Origin of the sequence: Streptomyces sp. NPDC001851 (assembly GCF_040297165.1) — a bacterium.
Classification (GTDB): domain Bacteria; phylum Actinomycetota; class Actinomycetes; order Streptomycetales; family Streptomycetaceae; genus Streptomyces.
Genome location: NZ_JBEOYR010000006.1, coordinates 126,952 through 145,512, shown reverse-complemented (window position 1 = coordinate 145,512; position 18,561 = coordinate 126,952). Strand labels below are relative to the sequence as shown.

At 68.5% G+C, this 18,561-nt stretch carries 15 protein-coding genes; 8 read left to right on the top strand and 7 right to left on the bottom strand.

The window, feature by feature from the left end; translation table 11 throughout:
• Positions 1–16: 16 nt before the first annotated feature.
• The 7 genes from gyrA to dnaA all read right to left on the bottom strand — a co-directional run bounded on the left by gyrA (position 17) and on the right by dnaA (position 11,913).
• Positions 17–2,614, bottom strand: coding sequence for a DNA gyrase subunit A (gyrA, locus tag ABT171_RS10665; protein ID WP_351242006.1), 2,598 nt, complete (start codon positions 2,612–2,614; stop codon positions 17–19).
• 42 nt (positions 2,615–2,656) lie between these two features.
• Positions 2,657–4,738: a DNA topoisomerase (ATP-hydrolyzing) subunit B gene (gene gyrB, locus ABT171_RS10660; RefSeq protein WP_351242004.1), complete on the bottom strand. Its 2,082-nt coding sequence runs from the start codon at positions 4,736–4,738 to the stop codon at positions 2,657–2,659.
• Positions 4,739–5,111: 373 nt separating this feature from the next.
• Positions 5,112–5,672 carry a DciA family protein gene (locus tag ABT171_RS10655; RefSeq protein WP_351242002.1) on the bottom strand — a complete coding sequence of 187 codons (561 nt, stop codon included), beginning with the start codon at positions 5,670–5,672 and terminating at the stop codon, positions 5,112–5,114.
• Positions 5,669–6,790 (bottom strand): DNA replication/repair protein RecF, encoded by a 1,122-nt coding sequence (gene recF, locus ABT171_RS10650; RefSeq protein ID WP_351242000.1) that lies wholly within the window; start codon positions 6,788–6,790, stop codon positions 5,669–5,671. Before recF ends, ABT171_RS10655 begins: the two co-directional genes overlap by 4 nt.
• Positions 6,791–6,835: 45 nt before the next feature.
• Positions 6,836–7,711: a phosphogluconate dehydrogenase (NAD(+)-dependent, decarboxylating) gene (gnd, locus tag ABT171_RS10645; protein WP_351241998.1), complete on the bottom strand. Its 876-nt coding sequence runs from the start codon at positions 7,709–7,711 to the stop codon at positions 6,836–6,838.
• Positions 7,712–7,913: 202 nt separating this feature from the next.
• On the bottom strand, positions 7,914–9,044 hold the full coding sequence (dnaN, locus tag ABT171_RS10640) for a DNA polymerase III subunit beta (protein WP_069779831.1): 1,131 nt from the start codon (positions 9,042–9,044) through the stop codon (positions 7,914–7,916).
• A 916-nt stretch (positions 9,045–9,960) separates the two neighbouring features.
• Complete coding sequence (dnaA, locus tag ABT171_RS10635) at positions 9,961–11,913, bottom strand: chromosomal replication initiator protein DnaA (protein WP_351241996.1); 1,953 nt, start codon at positions 11,911–11,913, stop codon at positions 9,961–9,963.
• A gap of 392 nt (positions 11,914–12,305) precedes the next feature.
• Between dnaA and rpmH the strand changes: the two genes are divergently transcribed.
• The 8 genes from rpmH to ABT171_RS10595 all read left to right on the top strand — a co-directional run bounded on the left by rpmH (position 12,306) and on the right by ABT171_RS10595 (position 18,282).
• Positions 12,306–12,443, top strand: a complete 138-nt coding sequence (gene rpmH / locus ABT171_RS10630) for a 50S ribosomal protein L34 (protein WP_015659252.1) — start codon at positions 12,306–12,308, stop codon at positions 12,441–12,443.
• A gap of 21 nt (positions 12,444–12,464) precedes the next feature.
• The gene (rnpA, locus tag ABT171_RS10625; RefSeq protein ID WP_351241993.1) at positions 12,465–12,836 is read left to right on the top strand and encodes a ribonuclease P protein component; all 372 of its coding nucleotides are present in this window, start codon (positions 12,465–12,467) and stop codon (positions 12,834–12,836) included.
• Positions 12,833–13,198 (top strand): membrane protein insertion efficiency factor YidD, encoded by a 366-nt coding sequence (yidD, locus tag ABT171_RS10620; RefSeq protein ID WP_351241991.1) that lies wholly within the window; start codon positions 12,833–12,835, stop codon positions 13,196–13,198. The genes rnpA and yidD overlap by 4 nt, the downstream gene beginning before the upstream one ends.
• Before the next feature lie 3 nt (positions 13,199–13,201).
• Positions 13,202–14,485 (top strand): membrane protein insertase YidC, encoded by a 1,284-nt coding sequence (gene yidC / locus ABT171_RS10615; RefSeq protein WP_351241989.1) that lies wholly within the window; start codon positions 13,202–13,204, stop codon positions 14,483–14,485.
• A gap of 15 nt (positions 14,486–14,500) precedes the next feature.
• Complete coding sequence (locus ABT171_RS10610) at positions 14,501–15,013, top strand: Jag family protein (protein WP_351241987.1); 513 nt, start codon at positions 14,501–14,503, stop codon at positions 15,011–15,013.
• 116 nt (positions 15,014–15,129) lie between these two features.
• Positions 15,130–15,846 (top strand): 16S rRNA (guanine(527)-N(7))-methyltransferase RsmG, encoded by a 717-nt coding sequence (rsmG, locus tag ABT171_RS10605; RefSeq protein WP_351241985.1) that lies wholly within the window; start codon positions 15,130–15,132, stop codon positions 15,844–15,846.
• 265 nt (positions 15,847–16,111) lie between these two features.
• Complete coding sequence (locus ABT171_RS10600; protein WP_351242345.1) at positions 16,112–17,185, top strand: ParA family protein; 1,074 nt, start codon at positions 16,112–16,114, stop codon at positions 17,183–17,185.
• Positions 17,182–18,282 carry a ParB/RepB/Spo0J family partition protein gene (locus ABT171_RS10595; RefSeq protein WP_351241983.1) on the top strand — a complete coding sequence of 367 codons (1,101 nt, stop codon included), beginning with the start codon at positions 17,182–17,184 and terminating at the stop codon, positions 18,280–18,282. The genes ABT171_RS10600 and ABT171_RS10595 overlap by 4 nt, the downstream gene beginning before the upstream one ends.
• The last annotated feature ends 279 nt before the right edge of the window (positions 18,283–18,561 follow it).

Sequence of the window (18,561 nt, the reverse complement as noted above, 5' to 3'; positions counted from 1 at the left end):
TGACTCACTCCTCGTGCTACTCCGCCGAGGGTGCCTCGCCCTCGTCCGTGCCGGTGGTCGCGGCGTCTTCGGCGGTCTCGTCCACGGCCACGTCGCCGTCGACTTCCTCCGCCTCGCGCCCCGCCTCGGCGTTACGTGCGATACCGACCACGGCATCGCGCTTGCCCAGGTTGATCAGTTGGACGCCCATGGTGTCACGGCCCGTCTCCCTGACCTCGCTGACTCGCGTGCGAATCACACCGCCGGAGAGGGTGATCGCGAGGATCTCGTCACTCTCCTCGACGATCAGCGCGCCGACGAGCGAACCGCGGTCCTCCACGATCTTGGCGGCCTTGATGCCGAGGCCGCCGCGGCCCTGGACGCGGTACTCGTCGACGGCGGTCCGCTTCGCGTACCCACCGTCGGTGGCAGTGAACACGAACGTACCGGGTCGAACAACATTCATCGACAGAAGTTCATCGCCTTCCCGGAAACTCATGCCCTTGACACCGGAGGTCGCGCGGCCCATCGGGCGCAGGGAATCGTCCGAGGCGGTGAACCTGATCGACTGTGCCTTCTTGCTGATCAGAAGCAGATCGTCGTCGGCCGAGACCAGCTCGGCGCCGATCAGCTCGTCGTCCGTTCCGTCCTCGCGCTCGCGCAGGTTGATCGCGATCACACCGCCGGAGCGGGGCGAATCGTAATCCTTCAGTGGCGTCTTCTTGACCAGACCGGACTTGGTGGCCAGCACCAGGTACGGCGCCGCCTCGTAGTCGCGGATCGCCAGGATCTCGGCGATCGCCTCGTCCGGCTGGAAGGCCAGCAGGTTCGCCACGTGCTGCCCGCGCGCGTCCCGGCCCGCCTCGGGCAGCTCGTACGCCTTCGCCCGGTACACCCGGCCCTTGTTGGTGAAGAACAGCAGCCAGTGGTGCGTGGTGGAGACGAAGAAGTGGTCGACGATGTCGTCTTCCTTCAGCTTCGTGCCGCGCACGCCCTTGCCGCCGCGCTTCTGCGCCCGGTAGTCGTCCGTCTTGGTCCGCTTGACGTAGCCGCCGCGGGTGACCGTGACGACGATGTCCTCCTCGGCGATCAGGTCCTCGATGGACATGTCGCCCTCGTAGGGGATCAGCTTGGTCGCGCGGTCGTCGCCGTACTTCTCGACGATCGCGGCCAGTTCCTCGCTGACGATCCCGCGCTGGCGGACCGGCGAGGCGAGGATCTCGTTGTACTCGTTGATCTTCGCCTGGAGTTCGTCGTGCTCCTGGACGATCTTCTGCCGCTCCAGTGCCGCCAGCCGCCGCAGCTGCATCTCCAGGATCGCGTTGGCCTGGATCTCGTCGATCTCCAGGAGGTCCATCAGGCCGGTGCGCGCGACGTCGACCGTGTCGCTGCGCCGGATCAGCGCGATGACCTCGTCGATGGCGTCCAGGGCCTTGAGGAGGCCGCGCAGGATGTGGGCGCGCTCCTCGGCCTTGCGCAGCCTGAAACGCGTACGGCGGACGATGACCTCGATCTGGTGCGTCACCCAGTGCCGGATGAACGCGTCCAGGGACAGCGTGCGCGGCACGCCGTCGACCAGCGCCAGCATGTTGGCGCCGAAGTTGGTCTGCAGGTCAGTGTGCTTGTACAGGTTGTTCAGCACGACCTTGGCGACCGCGTCCCGCTTCAGGACGATGACGAGGCGCTGGCCCGTGCGGGAGCTGGTCTCGTCGCGGACGTCCGCGATGCCGCCGATCTTGCCGTCCTTCACCAGGTCGGCGATCTTCTGCGCCAGGTTGTCCGGGTTCACCTGGTACGGCAGCTCGGTCACCACCAGGCACTGGCGGCCCTGGATCTCCTCGACCTCGACCACCGCGCGCATCGTGATGGAGCCGCGCCCGGTGCGGTACGCCTCCTCGATGCCCTTGCGGCCGACGACGAGCGCACCGGTCGGGAAGTCGGGGCCCTTGATGCGCTCCATGAGCGCGTCCAGCAGCTCCTCGTGCGAGACCTCGGGGTTCTCCAGGTACCACTGGGCGCCGGCCGCGACCTCGCGCAGGTTGTGCGGCGGGATGTTGGTCGCCATACCGACCGCGATACCGGCCGAGCCGTTGATCAGCAGGTTCGGGAAGCGGGCGGGCAGGACGGTCGGCTCCTGGGAGCGGCCGTCGTAGTTGTCCGTGAAGTCGACGGTCTCCTCGTCGATGTCGCGGACCATCTCCATCGACAGCGGCGCCATCTTGCACTCGGTGTACCGCATGGCGGCCGCCGGGTCGTTGCCCGGGGAGCCGAAGTTGCCGTTGGAGTCCACCAGCGGCATCCGCATCGACCACGGCTGGGCGAGGCGCACCAGGGCGTCGTAGATGGAGGAGTCGCCGTGCGGGTGGTAGTTGCCCATGACGTCGCCGACCACGCGGGCGCACTTGTAGAAGCCGCGCTCGGGGCGGTAGCCGCCGTCGTACATCGCGTACAGCACGCGCCGGTGGACGGGCTTGAGGCCGTCCCGGACGTCGGGCAGCGCACGGGACACGATGACGGACATCGCGTAGTCCAGGTACGAGCGCTGCATCTCCGTTTCGAGCCCGACGGGCTCGACGCGCATCGCGAGCTCGCCGCCCTCGGTCTCAGGGGTTTGCGGAGTGTTCTCGTCGGCCATTGCTGGTGAAGATCCTTCCTGGTGCGGTCAGCTGAGACCGACTCAGATGTCGAGGAAGCGGACGTCCTTGGCGTTGCGCTGGATGAACTGGCGGCGCGCCTCGACGTCCTCGCCCATCAGGACCGAGAACAGGTCGTCGGCCTGGGCGGCGTCGTCCAGGGTGACCTGGCCGAGGACCCGGTGCTCCTGGTCCATCGTGGTCACGCGCAGCTCCTCGGCGTTCATCTCGCCGAGACCCTTGAAGCGCTGGATCGAGTCCTCGCGGACGCGCTTGCCGCGCTGGCGGCCCATCTCGATCAGTGCGTCGCGCTCGCGGTCCGAGTACGCGTACTCCACGTCGTCGCGGCCCCACTTGATCTTGTACAGCGGGGGACGGGACAGGTACACGTGCCCGGCCTCGACCAGCGGCCGCATGAAACGGAACAGGAAGGTCAGCAGCAGGGTGCTGATGTGCTGTCCGTCGACGTCGGCGTCCGCCATCAGGATGATCTTGTGGTAGCGGAGCTTCTCGATGTCGAAGTCCTCGTGCACACCCGTGCCGAAGGCCGAGATCAGCGCCTGGATCTCCTGGTTCTGCAGGATCTTGTCGATCCTGGCCTTCTCCACGTTGAGGATCTTGCCGCGGATCGGGAGGATCGCCTGGTACTGCGGGTTGCGGCCGGACTTGGCCGAGCCGCCGGCGGAGTCACCCTCGACGATGAAGATCTCGCACTTGGTGGGGTCGTTCGACTGGCAGTCGGAGAGCTTGCCCGGCAGCGACGCCGACTCCAGCAGGCCCTTGCGGCGGGTCAGGTCGCGGGCCTTGCGGGCCGCCACGCGCGCGGTGGCCGCCTGGATGCCCTTGCGGATGATGTCCGCGGCCTCGACCGGGTTGCGGTCCAGCCAGTCGTTGAGGTGCTCGTAGACCGCCTTCTGCACGAAGGTCTTGGCCTCCGTGTTGCCCAGCTTGGTCTTCGTCTGGCCCTCGAACTGCGGCTCGCTCAGCTTGACCGAGATGATCGCGGTCAGACCCTCGCGGATGTCGTCACCGGTGAGGTTGTCGTCCTTCTCGCGCAGCAGCTTCTTGTCGCGCGCGTACTTGTTGATCAGCGACGTCAGCGCGGCGCGGAAGCCCTCTTCGTGCGTACCGCCCTCGTGGGTGTGGATGATGTTCGCGAAGGAGTACACGCCCTCGGTGTAGCCGCTGTTCCACTGCATCGCGACCTCGAGGGACAGGCTCTTGTCCTTGTCCTCCGCCTCCAGGTCGATGACGGTGGGGTGCACGACCTCTCCCTTGCGGGAGTTGAGGTACTTCACGAAGTCGACGATGCCGCCCTCGTAGTGGTACGTGACCGACTTGACCTCGGCCTTCTCGTCCGCACCCGCCTCGTCGGCACCGCTGGTGGCCTTCGCCGACTCGCGCTCGTCGGTGAGCCGGAGCGTCAGGCCCTTGTTGAGGAACGCCATCTCCTGGAAGCGCCGCGACAGCGTCTCGAAGGAGTACTCGGTGGTCTCGAAGATGTCGGGGTCGGCCCAGAAGGTGACCGAGGTGCCGGTCTCGCTCGTCGCCTCGTGCTGGGCGAGCGGGGCCGTCGGGACGCCGAGCTTGTAGTCCTGCGTCCAGCGGTGACCGTCGGTCCTGATCTCGACGGCGACCTTCGTGGACAGGGCGTTCACGACGGAGACGCCGACGCCGTGCAGACCGCCGGAGACCGCGTAACCGCCGCCGCCGAACTTGCCGCCCGCGTGCAGCACGGTCAGCACGACCTCGACGGCCGGCTTGCCCTCGGAGGGCACGATGCCCACCGGGATGCCACGGCCGTTGTCGACGACCCGGACACCGCCGTCGGCGAGGATCGTCACGTCGATCGTGTCCGCGTACCCGGCCAGCGCTTCGTCGACGGAGTTGTCGACGACCTCGTACACCAGGTGGTGCAGACCGCGCTCGCCCGTGGAACCGATGTACATGCCGGGCCGCTTGCGGACCGCGTCCAGCCCTTCGAGCACGGTGATGGCGCTGGCGTCGTAGGAGGCGGAGGTTGCGCCGGGGTCTGCGGCCTCGCCGTTCACGCCGGCGTCGGTGGACGGGATGTTCTCGTTGGGGTTGCCGGAATCGGCCACGAAGCGCCCTTTCTGGCACAGCACGAGCCGGGCTCGTCGGCAGGTTGCCGGAGCGGCTGCGGCATGTTGCGTTGGTAAGCCTTGATCAGCGTTGCTCAGCTTTTCCCGGGCGGTCCCCACGATGGGGCGGGATTGTCTTCCAGTCTACCGGTAGCTCTGACATCGATGGGGGTTTGCCGGTACCTGAGTCCCCATGTGCCGCCCTGAACCGGCCTCGACCGGGTCCCGATATGCGGATGGGGGCTCCAAGGGGCTCACAGCGGCACTCAGCGCTTCGAGCCGTCAACCCTTGGCTACTGGGGGGTCAGATGGCGGTCCGGCCGCGCCGCGGTGGCTCTCCACACCTGTGTACGGAGCCCCGCCGACCGCGCACTCCCCGCTCCCTACGTGATGTACGTCACCCGTACGTATCGCCGGGCCCGGAGCTCCCCGGAGCCCGCAGCGGGCCGTAGCGGCGGGCCGGGCCGCCCGGATTGAGCACCTTGATCATCCGCACGGTGCCGTGCCCCAGGTCCTCGTTCAGCCGGGCGACCAGCGCGGGCGCGAGGTGGCGCAGCTGGGTCGCCCAGGCCGTCGAGTCGCAGCTCACCACCAGCACGCGCTCGTCCTCGTCGTACCGCTGCGGCACACAGTGCTTGGCCAGGTCGTCCCCGACGATCTGCGGCCAGCGGCCCATCACACCGCCCACCGCAGCGGGGGTCTCCCAGCCGCGCTCGGTCAGCAGCCGGTTGATCGCGGCACCGAGCGCCATGGGGTCGCGCCCGTCGGCGCGCGCGCCGGAGCGCAGACCACCGCCCCGCCGCGCCTGCTTCTTCTGCCGTGCCGCGTCCCCACGCGCGCGTGCCTGTTCCTTCGCCGCGCGCAACGCCACGCGCGCGAGGTCGACACCGGAGGGCTCCGGAGCCTTCTTCGGGCCCGGCCCGGGAGCCTTGTCGGGAGCGGGTTCGCCGGTGCTCATACGCGCTCCACCGCCCCGCCGGACACGGCGTACCGCGCCCCGGCCAGCACCTGCGGTACGTCGTCGTCCACGGCGGCCGTGACCAGCACCTGCTCGCCGGGCGCGACCAGCTCGGCCAGCCGCTCCCGGCGGCGCGCGTCCAGCTCGGCGAAGACGTCGTCCAGGACCAGCACCGGCTCGTTGCCCTCGGCCCGCAGCAGGTCGTAGGAGGCCAGCCGCAGAGCGAGCGCGTAGGACCAGGACTCGCCGTGCGAGGCATAGCCCTTGGCCGGCAGCTGACCGAGTTTGAGAGTCACATCGTCCCGATGCGGGCCGACCAGGGTGACCCCGCGCTCGATCTCCTGCTTGCGCGCCTCCGCCAGGGCCGCCATCAGCTGGGCGTAGAGGTCCTCGCGCGCGTGGGCCTCGCCGGGCGCGGACGGCTTGTACTCCAGCGCCAGCGGCCCGCCGCCGGGGGCCAGCTGCTCGTACGCCTTGTCGGCCAGCGGCTGCAGCGCGGCGATCAGATCCAGCCGCTGGGCGAGCAGCTCGGCGCCCGCGCGCGCGAGGTGCTGGTCCCACACGTCGAGCGTGGACAGGTCCAGCGACCGCCCACCGTGCCGACGCGCGAGGGCGGCCGTCTTGAGCAGCGTGTTGCGCTGCTTGAGGACCCGCTCGTAGTCGGAGCGCACCCCGGCCATGCGCGGCGACCTGGCGGTGACCAGCTCGTCCAGGAACCGCCGCCGCTCGCCCGGGTCGCCCTTGACGAGGGCGAGATCCTCCGGCGCGAACAGCACCGTCCGTACGATCCCCAGCACATCCCTCGGTCTGACCTGCGAGGACCGGTTGATGCGGGCGCGGTTGGCCCTGCCGGGGTTCAGCTCCAGCTCGACCAGCTGCTGCCGCTCGCCCTGCCGGACCTGCGCCCGGATGACGGCCCGCTCGGCGCCCATCCGGACCAGCGGCGCGTCGGAGGCGACCCGGTGGCTGCCGAGGGTGGCGAGGTACCCGACCGCTTCCACCAGATTGGTCTTGCCCTGCCCGTTCGGGCCGACGAAAGCGGTGACGCCCGGGTCGAGCGGCACCTCGGCCCGGGCGTACGAGCGGAAGTCGGCCAGCGAAAGATGCGTGACGTGCATGGTCGTTTCGCCGCGGCCTTCCCAGATGTGCTGACGGACTGTGGACTACTTCTTCTCTACGGCGTGACCGCCGAACTGGTTGCGCAGCGCGGCGATCATCTTCATCTGCGGCGAGTCCTCCTGACGGGAGGCGAACCGCGCGAACAGCGACGCGGTGATCGCCGGCAGCGGCACCGCGTTGTCGATCGCGGCCTCCACAGTCCAGCGTCCCTCACCGGAGTCCTGTGCATAACCGCGCAGGCCCTCCAGGTGCTCGTCCTCGTCGAGGGCGTTGACGGCGAGGTCCAGCAGCCAGGACCGGATGACGGTGCCCTCCTGCCACGAGCGGAACACCTCGCGGACGTCCGTGACGGAGTCGACCTTCTCCAGCAGCTCCCAGCCCTCGGCGTAGGCCTGCATCATCGCGTACTCGATGCCGTTGTGGACCATCTTCGCGAAGTGGCCCGCGCCGACCTTGCCGGCGTGTACCGAGCCGAAGTCGCCCTCCGGCTTCAGCGCGTCGAAGACCGGCTGCACCTTGGCGACGTTCTCGGCGTCGCCGCCGTACATCAGCGCGTACCCGTTCTCCAGGCCCCAGACGCCGCCGGAGACACCGCAGTCGACGAAGCCTATGCCCTTGGCCGCCAGCTCCTCGGCGTGCTTCTCGTCGTCCGTCCAGCGGGAGTTGCCGCCGTCCACCACCACGTCGCCGGGCTCCAGCAGCTCGGCGAGCTGGTCGATGGTCGACTGGGTGGGCTCGCCGGCCGGGACCATGACCCACACCACGCGCGGACCGCTGAGCTTGCCCACAAGCTCTTCCAGGCTGTGGACATCCGCGAGGTCCGCGTTGCGGTCGTATCCGATGACGGTGTGGCCCGCGCGGCGGATCCGCTCGCGCATGTTGCCGCCCATCTTGCCGAGGCCGACGAGACCGAGCTCCATCAGTTGTGTTCCTTAGGTCGCTGTGTGGCGGAAGAGGCACGAGGTGCCGAAGGCGAGCCTAAACCCGCCCCCGCCTGCACAGCTGTGGGCCTACGCGCTCATGCGATGAGCCCCTGACCTGCGGCTTTCCGGCTGACGCAGCCGTCGTGGCCGCGGGCGCCCACGAAAGGCGCCCGGCCCTGTGCACAGCTGTGGAAAACAATCAGCCGCTGAGCCGCACCGGCATGATCAGGTACTTGTACGCGTCGTCCGCCTCGGCATCCACCGCCGGCTTCCCGCTGAGCAGCGCCGGCTTCGTCGACGTCGTGAACGACAGCTGCGCCACCGGCGAGTCGATCGCGCTCAGACCGTCCAGCAGGAACGTCGGGTTGAAGGCGATGGAGATGTCGTCGCCGTCCAGCTGCGCGTCGACCCTTTCCACAGCCTGTGCATCGTCGCTGGACCCGGCCTCCAGGATCAGCACGCCCTGCTCGAAGCTCAGCCGCACCGGGGTGTTCCGCTCGGCCACCAGCGCCACACGCTTGACGGCCTCCACGAAGGGCGCGGTCTCGATCACGGCGACGGAGTTGAACTCGGTCGGGAACAGCGTGCGGTACTTGGGCAGGTCGCCTTCGAGCAGACGCGTGGTCGTACGACGCCCGGCGCCCTCGAAACCGATCAGGCCCTCGCCGGCGCCCGACCCGGACAGCGCCAGCGTCACGCTGTCACCGGCGCCGAGCGACTTGGCGGTGTCCAGCAGCGTCTTGGCGGGGACCAGGGCGACCGCGGAGGCGTCCGGGTTCTCCGGCTTCCACAGGAACTCACGGACGGCGAAGCGGTAGCGGTCGGTGGAGGCCAGGGTGACCGTGTCGCCCTCGATCTCGATGCGCACACCGGTGAGGACGGGCAGCGTGTCGTCCCGGCCGGCGGCGATGGCCACCTGGGACACGGCGGCCGCGAAGACCTCGCCGGGCACGGTGCCGGTGGCGTTCGGCATCTGCGGCAGCGCCGGGTACTCCTCCACAGGCAGGGTGTGCAGGGTGAACCGGGAGGATCCACAGACCACGGTCGCCCGTACACCGTCTGTGGAAATCTCCACCGGCCGGTTGGGCAGGGCACGCGAGATGTCGGCGAGCAGCCGGCCGGAGACGAGGACGGTGCCCTCCTCCTCGACCTCGGCTTCCACGGACACGCGCGCGGAGACCTCGTAGTCGAAGCTCGACAGGCTCAGCTGGCCGTCCTCGGCCTTGAGGAGGAGGCCGGCGAGGACAGGCGCCGGCGGACGGGCCGGGAGGCTGCGTGCCGCCCACGCCACTGCCTCCGCGAGTACGTCGCGTTCCACCCGGATCTTCACCGTAAGCCGCCTCCTGCTGTTGCTACTGAGTCCTCCGACTCGGTGTCACCGCCCACTGCGGAGGGAAGGACACCGGGGACCAGTCTGACGCACCGCACTGACAGTAGGTGCCCGTCGGGGTCAAGTCGCTCCGAGAGGCAGCCGGGCGCGAGACGGCGAGTTGTGCACAGGCCCCGCTTCAAAACGATTGCCGAGCTCTCTCTAGTCGGAAGTAGTAGTAGGGCCTGTGGATACCGTGGATAACCTCGTTTGCCCAGCTCAGAGCAGGAATTTTATCCACTGGGCCTGTGGGTGGAGGCGGTGGACAACCGGGGGTCTCTGTGGAGAACAGAAAGTTCTGCACACACCGCCCACAGGCTGAGGGCAGTTCTCCCCAGCTGCGTCCCCAGGTTTACCCACGTTTCCCACACCCCAATCCGGCAGCTTCGTGTGACGGCTTTCACTCGACGCGGTGAGCGGGTGAGTCGTGTTGCCGAACAGTGGACAGCCATGTGGAGAAGCTGGGGATCGCTGGGGACAACCGGCGCCAGCCTGTGGGTGGCCGGTGGAAAACTCCGTGCACAGGCTGTGGATCCTTCGTTTGTCCACAGTCTGTGGAGATCGTTCGTCCACGATTCCACAGGCTGCTGAGCTGGGCGAACGGTGTATGAACAGGCTCCCTGTGGACACCGTTCGGGACAACTCCGCAGTCCCCAGCGTGTGGACGGAAGAAAGTCGCCGAATCTGTGGAGAGAGGCCGTAACCCGGCAGAAAATCGAACACCCGATGGCGGCCGAGGAACGTGCCGTCGTACGTGGCCGCGGGCTGCCGCACGTGGCGGCGGGCTGTCGTGCCCACCCCACATGCAGAAGGGCGCCCCCGGGGTCCGTACCCCGAAGGCGCCCTCAGCGCAGTCGTGCGCGGCGTCAGCCGCACATCAGCCGTTCTTGATCCGGTTCGTCAGCTCGGTCACCTGGTTGTAGATCGACCGCCGCTCAGCCATCAACGCCCGGATCTTCCGGTCGGCGTGCATGACGGTCGTATGGTCCCGCCCGCCGAACTGCGCCCCGATCTTCGGCAACGACAGATCCGTCAGCTCACGGCACAGGTACATGGCGATCTGCCGCGCGGTGACCAGCGCCCGCCCGCGGGACGTACCGCACAGATCCTCCACCGTCAGCCCGAAGTAGTCCGCGGTCGCCGCCATGATCGCCGTGGCCGTGATCTCGGGCGCGGTGTCCTCGCCGCCGGGGATCAGGTCCTTCAGGACGATCTCGGTCAGGCCCAGGTCCACCGGCTGCCGGTTGAGCGAGGCGAACGCCGTCACCCGGATCAGCGCACCCTCCAGCTCACGGATGTTCCGGGAGATCCGCGAGGCGATGAACTCCAGCACCTCCGGCGGCGCGTTCAGCTGCTCCTGCACCGCCTTCTTGCGCAGGATCGCGATGCGCGTCTCCAGCTCGGGCGGCTGGACGTCGGTGATCAGACCCCACTCGAAACGGTTCCGCAACCGGTCCTCCAGCGTGACCAGCTGCTTCGGCGGCCGGTCGGAGGACAGCACGATCTGCTTGTTCGCGTTGTGGAGCGTGTTGAAGGTGTGGAAGAACTCCTCCTGCGTCGACTCCTTGTCCGCGAGGAACTGGATGTCGTCGACGAGCAGGATGTCCATCTCGCGGTAGCGCTTGCGGAAGCTGTCGCCCTTGCCGTCGCGGATGGAGTTGATGAACTCGTTGGTGAACTCCTCCGAGCTCACGTACCGCACCCGCGTGCCCGGGTAGAGGCTGCGCGCGTAGTGCCCGATCGCGTGCAGCAGGTGCGTCTTGCCGAGTCCCGACTCCCCGTAGATGAAGAGGGGGTTGTAGGCCTTGGCCGGTGCCTCGGCGACGGCGACCGCGGCGGCGTGCGCGAACCGGTTGGAGGCGCCGATGACGAAGGTGTCGAAGAGGTACTTGGGGTTCAGCCGTGCCGTCGGCTCGCCGGGACCGCTCGCCGGCGCGGGCTGTGCGGCCAGCGGGCCGGGCGCTCCGGTGCCGCCGGCCGCGGGCAGGTCCGGGCGGCCGGGACCGCCGCGGTGCGCCGGGCCGCCGCCCGCCGGCTGGTCGGGCAGCTCACGGCGGACGGGATCGCGCTGGTCGTACTCGGTGCGCGCGGAGTCGTAGTCGGCGCGCCCGGAGTCGTAGTCCGTGCGCGGGCTGTCGTACTCGCCGCGCTGCTGCTCGTACGACGGCCGGTTCGTGCCCTGCGAGCGGTAGTCCGACGACGGCGGGCCGTAGCCGTCCGGGCCGGAACCGTAGGCGTCCTGGGACGACGGCGAGGCGTACGGGTCGCGCTCGGGGAAGCCGAGCCGCGGCTGCTGCCAGCCGTACTCGTCCTGTGTGGGGCGCGGCCAGCCGCCGGGCTCGCGGCGCTGGTACTCGGAGGGATACGCCGGGCGCACGACGGGGAGCTGGTCGCCGCGGGTCTGGTGGTCGGCCGGCGGCTGCTCGGCGGCGCGGTGGCGGCCGTAGCCCTCGTACGGCCGTTCCTCGTAGGACGGACCGGACGGCAGCTCCGGCTCCTCGTAGCGCGGCTTCGGTGTCTGCTGCACCGGCGCCGAGGGAGCCGGCGGCTCGCCCGCGGAGTCGTCCACGGTGATCGCGATGCGAATGGGACGGCCGCACTCGCGGCTCAGCGTCTCGCTGACGACCGGCGCGAGACGGCCCTCCAGTACGCCCTTCGCGAATTCGTTCGGTACGGCGAGCAGAGCGGTGTCCGCCACCAGCGCGAGCGGCTGGCAGCGCCGGATCCAGTGCTCGTCCTTCGCCTCGACACCCTGTACGCGACCCTCTCCGAGGAGTTGCTCCAGTACGCGTGGCCACACTGCGGCAAGATCGGCAGGTACGTCAGCCACAGGGCACGCTCTCTCACAGGTCCCACGAACGTGTGATCGCGGAACGGGTCGGGGTACATCGGGTGGTCGGCGGGGGCAAACCCGCCGGGGCGGGGGACAAAAGAACGAATCGGAGTTCAGCCACGGTAGTCAGCGCGGCGGGTGCGGTTCAAGTTGTTGTCCCCAGCCTGTGGATAGTGTCTCTCCGTGACCCTCGGTTTGACCGGATGGCGCAGCCCCGCGTACCGTAACCAGGTCGAGTTGTCGATGGCTGCTGCCGCCTGCCTCCGATGGGCACAGGTCACGTCAGGTGATCGGGAAGCGGTGCACTCGGGCGTGACGCGAGCTACTCGTGGGCGCACGGTGACAGCCAAGACGGCACCCCGCCACTACCGATTTTCTGGAGCCCCCGAGTGAGCAAGCGCACCTTCCAGCCGAACAACCGTCGCCGCGCGAAGACCCACGGCTTCCGCCTGCGGATGCGCACCCGTGCCGGCCGCGCGATTCTCGCGAACCGTCGCGCCAAGGGTCGCGCCAGCCTGTCCGCCTGATCCTGATCAGGTCATGACGTCGTGCTGCCTACCGAGCATCGGCTGAGGCGGCGCGAGGACTTCGCGACCGCGGTCCGACGAGGACGCCGGGCAGGACGCCCGACCCTCGTCATCCACCTTCGTAGCGGTGCCACGGACCCGCACGCGCCTGGGGAGAGCGCTCCCCCGACGCGTGCGGGTTTCGTCGTGAGCAAGGCCGTGGGTGGTGCGGTCGTGCGCAACAAAGTGAAGCGCAGACTGCGTCATCTGATGCGTGACCGAGTCGCCCTGTTTCCCCCCGGTAGCCTGGTAGTCGTACGAGCGCTGCCCGGAGCGGGCGACGCAGACCACGCACAGCTGGCCCGAGACCTGGATGCCGCCCTTCAGCGGCTGCTGGGAGGGGGCACGCGATGAAGTACCCGCTACTGGCTCTGATCAAGCTGTACCAGTGGACGATCAGTCCACTGCTGGGGCCGGTGTGCAAGTACTACCCGTCGTGCTCCCACTACGGCTACACGGCCATCGACCGGCACGGTGCGGTCAAGGGAACGGCACTCACCGCCTGGCGCATCCTCCGGTGCAATCCGTGGTCGCTGGGCGGTGTGGACCATGTTCCGCCGCGCAAGCGCCCGCGGTGGCACGAAATGCTGCGCGACGCTTGGCGTGCACGCAGGGGCGGGCCCTCCGCCGCCGAACCGGCCACCGAAGAGAAGCTCTCTTCCGAGCTTCCTCCGAGCCCGGCCGCAGAGACTTCGTCCCATGCCCAAGGAGCATGATTAGTGGACACGATTGCCAGCCTCTTCAGTTTCATCACCTGGCCCGTCTCCTGGGTCATCGTCCAGTTCCACAAGGTGTACGGGGCGATCTTCGGGCCTGACTCCGGGTGGGCCTGGGGCCTGTCCATCGTGTCCCTGGTGATTCTGATCCGCATCTGCCTGATCCCGCTCTTCGTGAAGCAGATCAAGTCGACGCGCGCGATGCAGACGCTCCAGCCGGAGATGAAGAAGATCCAGGAGCGCTACAAGAACGACCGGCAGCGTCAGTCCGAAGAGATGATGAAGCTGTACAAGGAGACGGGCACCAACCCGCTCTCCTCGTGCCTTCCCATCCTGGCGCAGTCCCCGTTCTTCTTCGCCCTGTACCACGTGCTCAACGGCATCGCGACGGGCTCGAAGATCGGCGCCATCAACGAGCCGCTGCTCAACAGCGCCCGTCATGCGCACATCTTCGGCGCCCCGCTCGCCGCGAAGTTCATGAACAGCTCGGACACGGTCGCGGCGCTCGGCGCCTCGCTGACCGATGTCCGGGTCGTGACCGCGGTCATGATCGTCCTGATGTCGTTCTCGCAGTTCTACACGCAGCGTCAGCTGATGACGAAGAACGTCGACACGACGGTCAAGACGCCGTTCATGCAGCAGCAGAAGATGCTGATGTACGTCTTCCCGGTCATGTTCGCCGTCTTCGGCATCAACTTCCCGGTCGGTGTCCTCGTCTACTGGCTGACCACCAACGTGTGGACCATGGGCCAGCAGATGTACGTCATCCGCAACAACCCGACCCCGGGTTCCAAGGCCCAGGCCGCCTACCTGGAGCGCCTGACCAAGCACGTCACCCACACCGGCAAGGTCCGCCGCCGCAGCGAGAAGACCATCGTCAAGGCGATCGTCGCCAAGGGCCGCGACCGCAACGAGTTCGAGCGCAAGTTCATCAACGCGCTGAACAAGGCCGGTCTCGCCGCCCAGGCCGACGGCAGCGTGGTGAAGAGCGTGACCCAGGCCGAGGACCAGACCGCAGACGGTGCGGAGACCACCTCGGCGGCGGCCGGCACCGCGGCGCGGCGCCAGCAGCCCAAGCGCCAGTCCAAGGCCCAGCGTCAGTCCGGCGGACCCAAGGCGGCCGGGACCACCTCGTCCACCTCGCTGGAGAAGTCCGACGAGCCGCAGGACGCCAAGCCCGCCGCTGCCCAGCAGGCCCCGAAGCCCGGCTCCGGCACCCGCAGCAAGGCCCAGTCCGGCCAGCGCAAGGGTGGCCCGCAGCGGCCCAAGTCCCCGTCCAAGAAGTAAGAAGGAGCCCATCCCGTGACGGAAGGCACCACCTCCGCCGCTGCCGAGGGTGCAGACACCCTGACCCGCCTGGAGCAGGAGGGTGAGATCGCGGCGGACTACCTGGAGGGTCTGCTGGACATCGCCGACCTCGACGGCGACATCGACATGGATGTCGAGGCCGACCGCGCCTCCGTGTCGATCATCAGTGACACCGGCAGCCGCGACCTGCAGAAGCTGGTCGGCCGGGACGGCGAGGTGCTGGAGGCGCTGCAGGAGCTGACGCGTCTCGCCGTGCACCGGGAGACCGGTGACCGCAGTCGGCTGATGCTGGACATCGCGGGTTACCGGGCCAAGAAGCGGGCCGAGCTGTCCGAGATCGGCGCGAAGGCCGCCGCCGAGGCGAAGAGCACCGGTGGTCCCGTCAAGCTCAAGCCGATGACTCCGTTCGAGCGCAAGGTCGTGCACGACGCGGTCAAGGCCGCGGGACTGCGCAGCGAGTCAGAGGGCGAGGAGCCGCAGCGGTTCGTCGTCATCCTGCCGGCCTGATCGGCCCCCACGTTCCACCGGCCCCGTCTGTTGAGCAGACGGGGCCGAACTTTGTCAGCCTGTAGTTCTGGTGGCCGGCGCGCGAAGCGCCGGCGCTGTACGGAAGGACGGTCCCCGTGACGGAGGCAGCGGAGCTTCCCCCCGCGCCCGAACAGGCGCGGGAAGTGTTTGGTGATCGTTTCGCCGATGCGGTCCGCTACGCGGAGCTGCTCGCCGAGGCGGGCGTTCAGCGTGGCCTGATCGGCCCGCGGGAGGTGCCCCGCCTGTGGGAGCGGCATCTGCTGAACTGCGCGGTGCTCTCCGAGGCCGTTCCCGAGGGAGTGACGGTCTGCGACGTCGGCTCCGGCGCCGGACTGCCCGGCATTCCGCTCGCTCTGGTCCGGGACGACCTGAACATCACCCTGTTGGAGCCGCTGCTGCGGCGCACCAATTTCCTCACCGAGGTCGTCGAGCTGCTCGGCCTGGACCACGTCACGGTCGTGCGGGGACGTGCCGAGGAGGTTCTGGGGAAGTTGCCGCCGGTCCATGTGGTGACCGCTCGGGCCGTGGCCCCGCTGGACCGTCTGGCCACGTGGGGCATCCCGTTGCTGCGTCCCTATGGCGAGATGCTCGCGCTCAAGGGTGACACCGCCGAGGAGGAGCTGCAGGCCGCGGCCTCGGCCCTCAGCAAGCTCGGCGCGGTGGAGACGTCCATCCTGCATGTGGGCGAGGGAGTGGTGGACCCGCTGTCCACCGTCGTGCGGGTCGAGGTCGGTGAGAGTCCCGGCGGTGTGCGGTTCGCGGCGAAGCGGGCGAAGGCGGCGCGGACGGGCCGGGCACGCCGCCGTCGCTGATCCGTCCTGACCACGCGGCGTACTCCACACAAGGTGCCAAACCTACGCAGGACGGAGTGTCGCAGGGGTCCGGTCGCAGCCGCTGTGCATCGTGTTTCACGTGAAACGTCGCTCACTGCTGCACGGCATCATCAGTCGTGGCCGCGCCGCGGCCGAACCCCGCGACCGCAAGCCTCTCAGTTCACTCGGAGGGGCAACCAAGATGTCCACAGAGGTGGATTTCTCCACAGAACCCCAGGCCTCACTGGTTCACGACCCCGAAGACATGGGAGGCTCTGTTCATTGCGAGCCTGAAGTCGAGGAGAGTGAATCCTTGCGGTCCGACGCCAACATCGCGGGACCGATGACCGATCCGGTCCCCGGTCCCCGTACCGAGTCGATGGGGGCGGATGTTTCACGTGAAACACCGCCCCCGATGGACGACACTCCCATCGGCCGTGCGGCCCAACTGGCGGTAGAGGCTCTGGGCCGCGCCGGCGAAGGCCTGCCGCGACCGGAGCAGACCCGAGTCATCGTGGTCGCCAACCAGAAGGGCGGCGTGGGCAAGACGACGACGACCGTCAACCTCGCCGCTTCGCTGGCTCTGCATGGCGCCCGTGTCCTGGTGATCGATCTTGATCCCCAGGGCAACGCCTCCACCGCCCTCGGAATCGACCACCACGCCGAAGTCCCTTCCATCTACGACGTGTTGGTGGAGAGCAAGCCTCTGGCCGAGGTCGTCCAACCGGTCTCGGATGTGGAAGGTCTCTTCTGCGCTCCGGCCACCATCGATCTCGCCGGTGCAGAGATCGAGTTGGTGTCCCTGGTGGCCCGGGAGAGCCGACTTCAGCGGGCAATCCAGGCGTACGAACAGCCCCTGGACTACATCCTCATCGACTGTCCGCCCTCACTCGGCCTGCTGACGGTCAACGCGCTGGTGGCGGGCCAGGAGGTCCTCATCCCGATCCAGTGTGAGTACTACGCACTGGAGGGTCTGGGCCAGCTGCTGCGCAACGTCGACCTGGTGCGGGGGCACCTCAACCCCACACTGCATGTGTCGACCATCCTGCTCACCATGTACGACGGCCGGACGCGTCTCGCCTCCCAGGTCGCGGAAGAGGTGCGCACCCACTTCGGCGACGAGGTGCTGCGGACGAGCATTCCCCGCTCGGTCCGTATCTCCGAGGCGCCGAGCTACGGGCAGACGGTGCTGACTTACGATCCTGGATCGAGCGGCGCCCTCTCGTATCTTGAGGCGGCCCGAGAAATCGCGCTGAAAGGCATTGGCATCAGCTACGACGCGAGCCAGGCCCACATCGGCGCTCAGAACGACCCGAGCATGGTGGAGGGGATCCAGTGAGCGAGCGACGGAGGGGGCTGGGCCGTGGGCTCGGCGCACTGATCCCCGCTGCCCCGACCGAGAAGACCCCGGCTCCGGCCGCGCTGGGAGGCGGAGCCTCCACCTCCCCGGCAGCGGTCCCGGTGCTGACGACTGACCGCGGAGTCGCCGCGGCCAAGGTGGCCACGCTGCCGCCTGTTTCACATGAAACCGAGGAACCCCCGGCAAACCCGGTCACCGAGATGCCGGCTCCTCCGATGGGCGCGCACTTCGCCGAGATCCCTCTCGACGCGATCTCGCCCAACCCCCGCCAGCCGCGTGATGTCTTCGACGAGGACGCGCTGCACGAGCTGGTGACCTCCATCAAGGAGGTCGGTCTCCTGCAGCCCGTCGTGGTACGGCAGCTGGGGCCCGGCCGCTATGAGCTGATCATGGGTGAGCGCCGCTGGCGAGCCTGCCGTGAGGCCGGCCTGGACGCCATCCCGGCGATCGTCCGCGCCACGGAGGATGAGAAGCTCCTTCTGGATGCGCTGCTGGAGAACCTGCACCGCGCGCAGCTGAACCCGCTGGAAGAGGCGGCCGCCTACGACCAGCTGCTGAAGGACTTCAACTGCACGCACGACCAGCTGGCCGACCGTATCGGGCGCTCCCGGCCCCAGGTCTCCAACACCCTGCGTCTGCTGAAGCTCTCGCCAACGGTCCAGAAGCGGGTTGCCGCCGGGGTCCTCTCCGCCGGTCACGCGCGCGCCCTGCTGTCCGTGACAGACCCTGAGGAACAGGACCGGCTGGCTCACCGCATCGTGGCCGAGGGCCTGTCCGTGCGAGCCGTCGAGGAGATCGTGACCCTCATGGGTTCGCGTCCCCAGAAGCCTCAGCGCTCCAAGGGCCCGCGCGCCGGCTCCCGGCTCTCCCCGGCACTGAACGAGCTGGCGACCCGCCTGTCGGACCGCTTCGAGACCCGGGTGAAGGTCGACCTGGGCCAGAAGAAGGGGAAGATCACCGTCGAGTTCGCCTCCGTGGACGATCTGCAGCGCATCCTGAGCACTCTCGCGCCGGGTGAGGGACCGGTGCTGCAGGGCGAGCTTCAGGAGAACGCGGCGGAGGACCAGGACGACTGATTCTGGCTCGCCCACTCGTCGTACAGGGAGCGGGCCGTGGCCGGTGTGTACCGGGACACGGCTCGCTCTTTGCTGTGAGTCGGTATCGAGGAAATCGCATCGTGGATACGATGCGATCGGGTATGGCACATCCACCGGACAGCGTCTGTATCTCTGAATGGGGAGTCGGGGGCCATGCGATCGATGAGCCGCACCGGACTGGTGAGCGCGGGCCTGGGCCTTGGAGCGGTCGGCGGATTCGTCGGCAGCCTGCTCCGGGAACGGAGCGCTCTGACAGCC

What these genes read in the sequence shown, in the direction of transcription:
- gnd (WP_351241998.1), bottom strand. Translation starts at nt 7,711, where the DNA reads ATGGAGCTCGGTCTCGTCGGCCTCGGCAAGATGGGCGGCAACATGCGC.
- ABT171_RS10655 (WP_351242002.1), bottom strand. Translation starts at nt 5,672, where the DNA reads ATGAGCACCGGCGAACCCGCTCCCGACAAGGCTCCCGGGCCGGGCCCG.
- recF (WP_351242000.1), bottom strand. Translation starts at nt 6,790, where the DNA reads ATGCACGTCACGCATCTTTCGCTGGCCGACTTCCGCTCGTACGCCCGG.
- yidD (WP_351241991.1), top strand. Translation starts at nt 12,833, where the DNA reads ATGAAGTACCCGCTACTGGCTCTGATCAAGCTGTACCAGTGGACGATC.
- ABT171_RS10600 (WP_351242345.1), top strand. Translation starts at nt 16,112, where the DNA reads ATGGGAGGCTCTGTTCATTGCGAGCCTGAAGTCGAGGAGAGTGAATCC.
- gyrA (WP_351242006.1), bottom strand. Translation starts at nt 2,614, where the DNA reads ATGGCCGACGAGAACACTCCGCAAACCCCTGAGACCGAGGGCGGCGAG.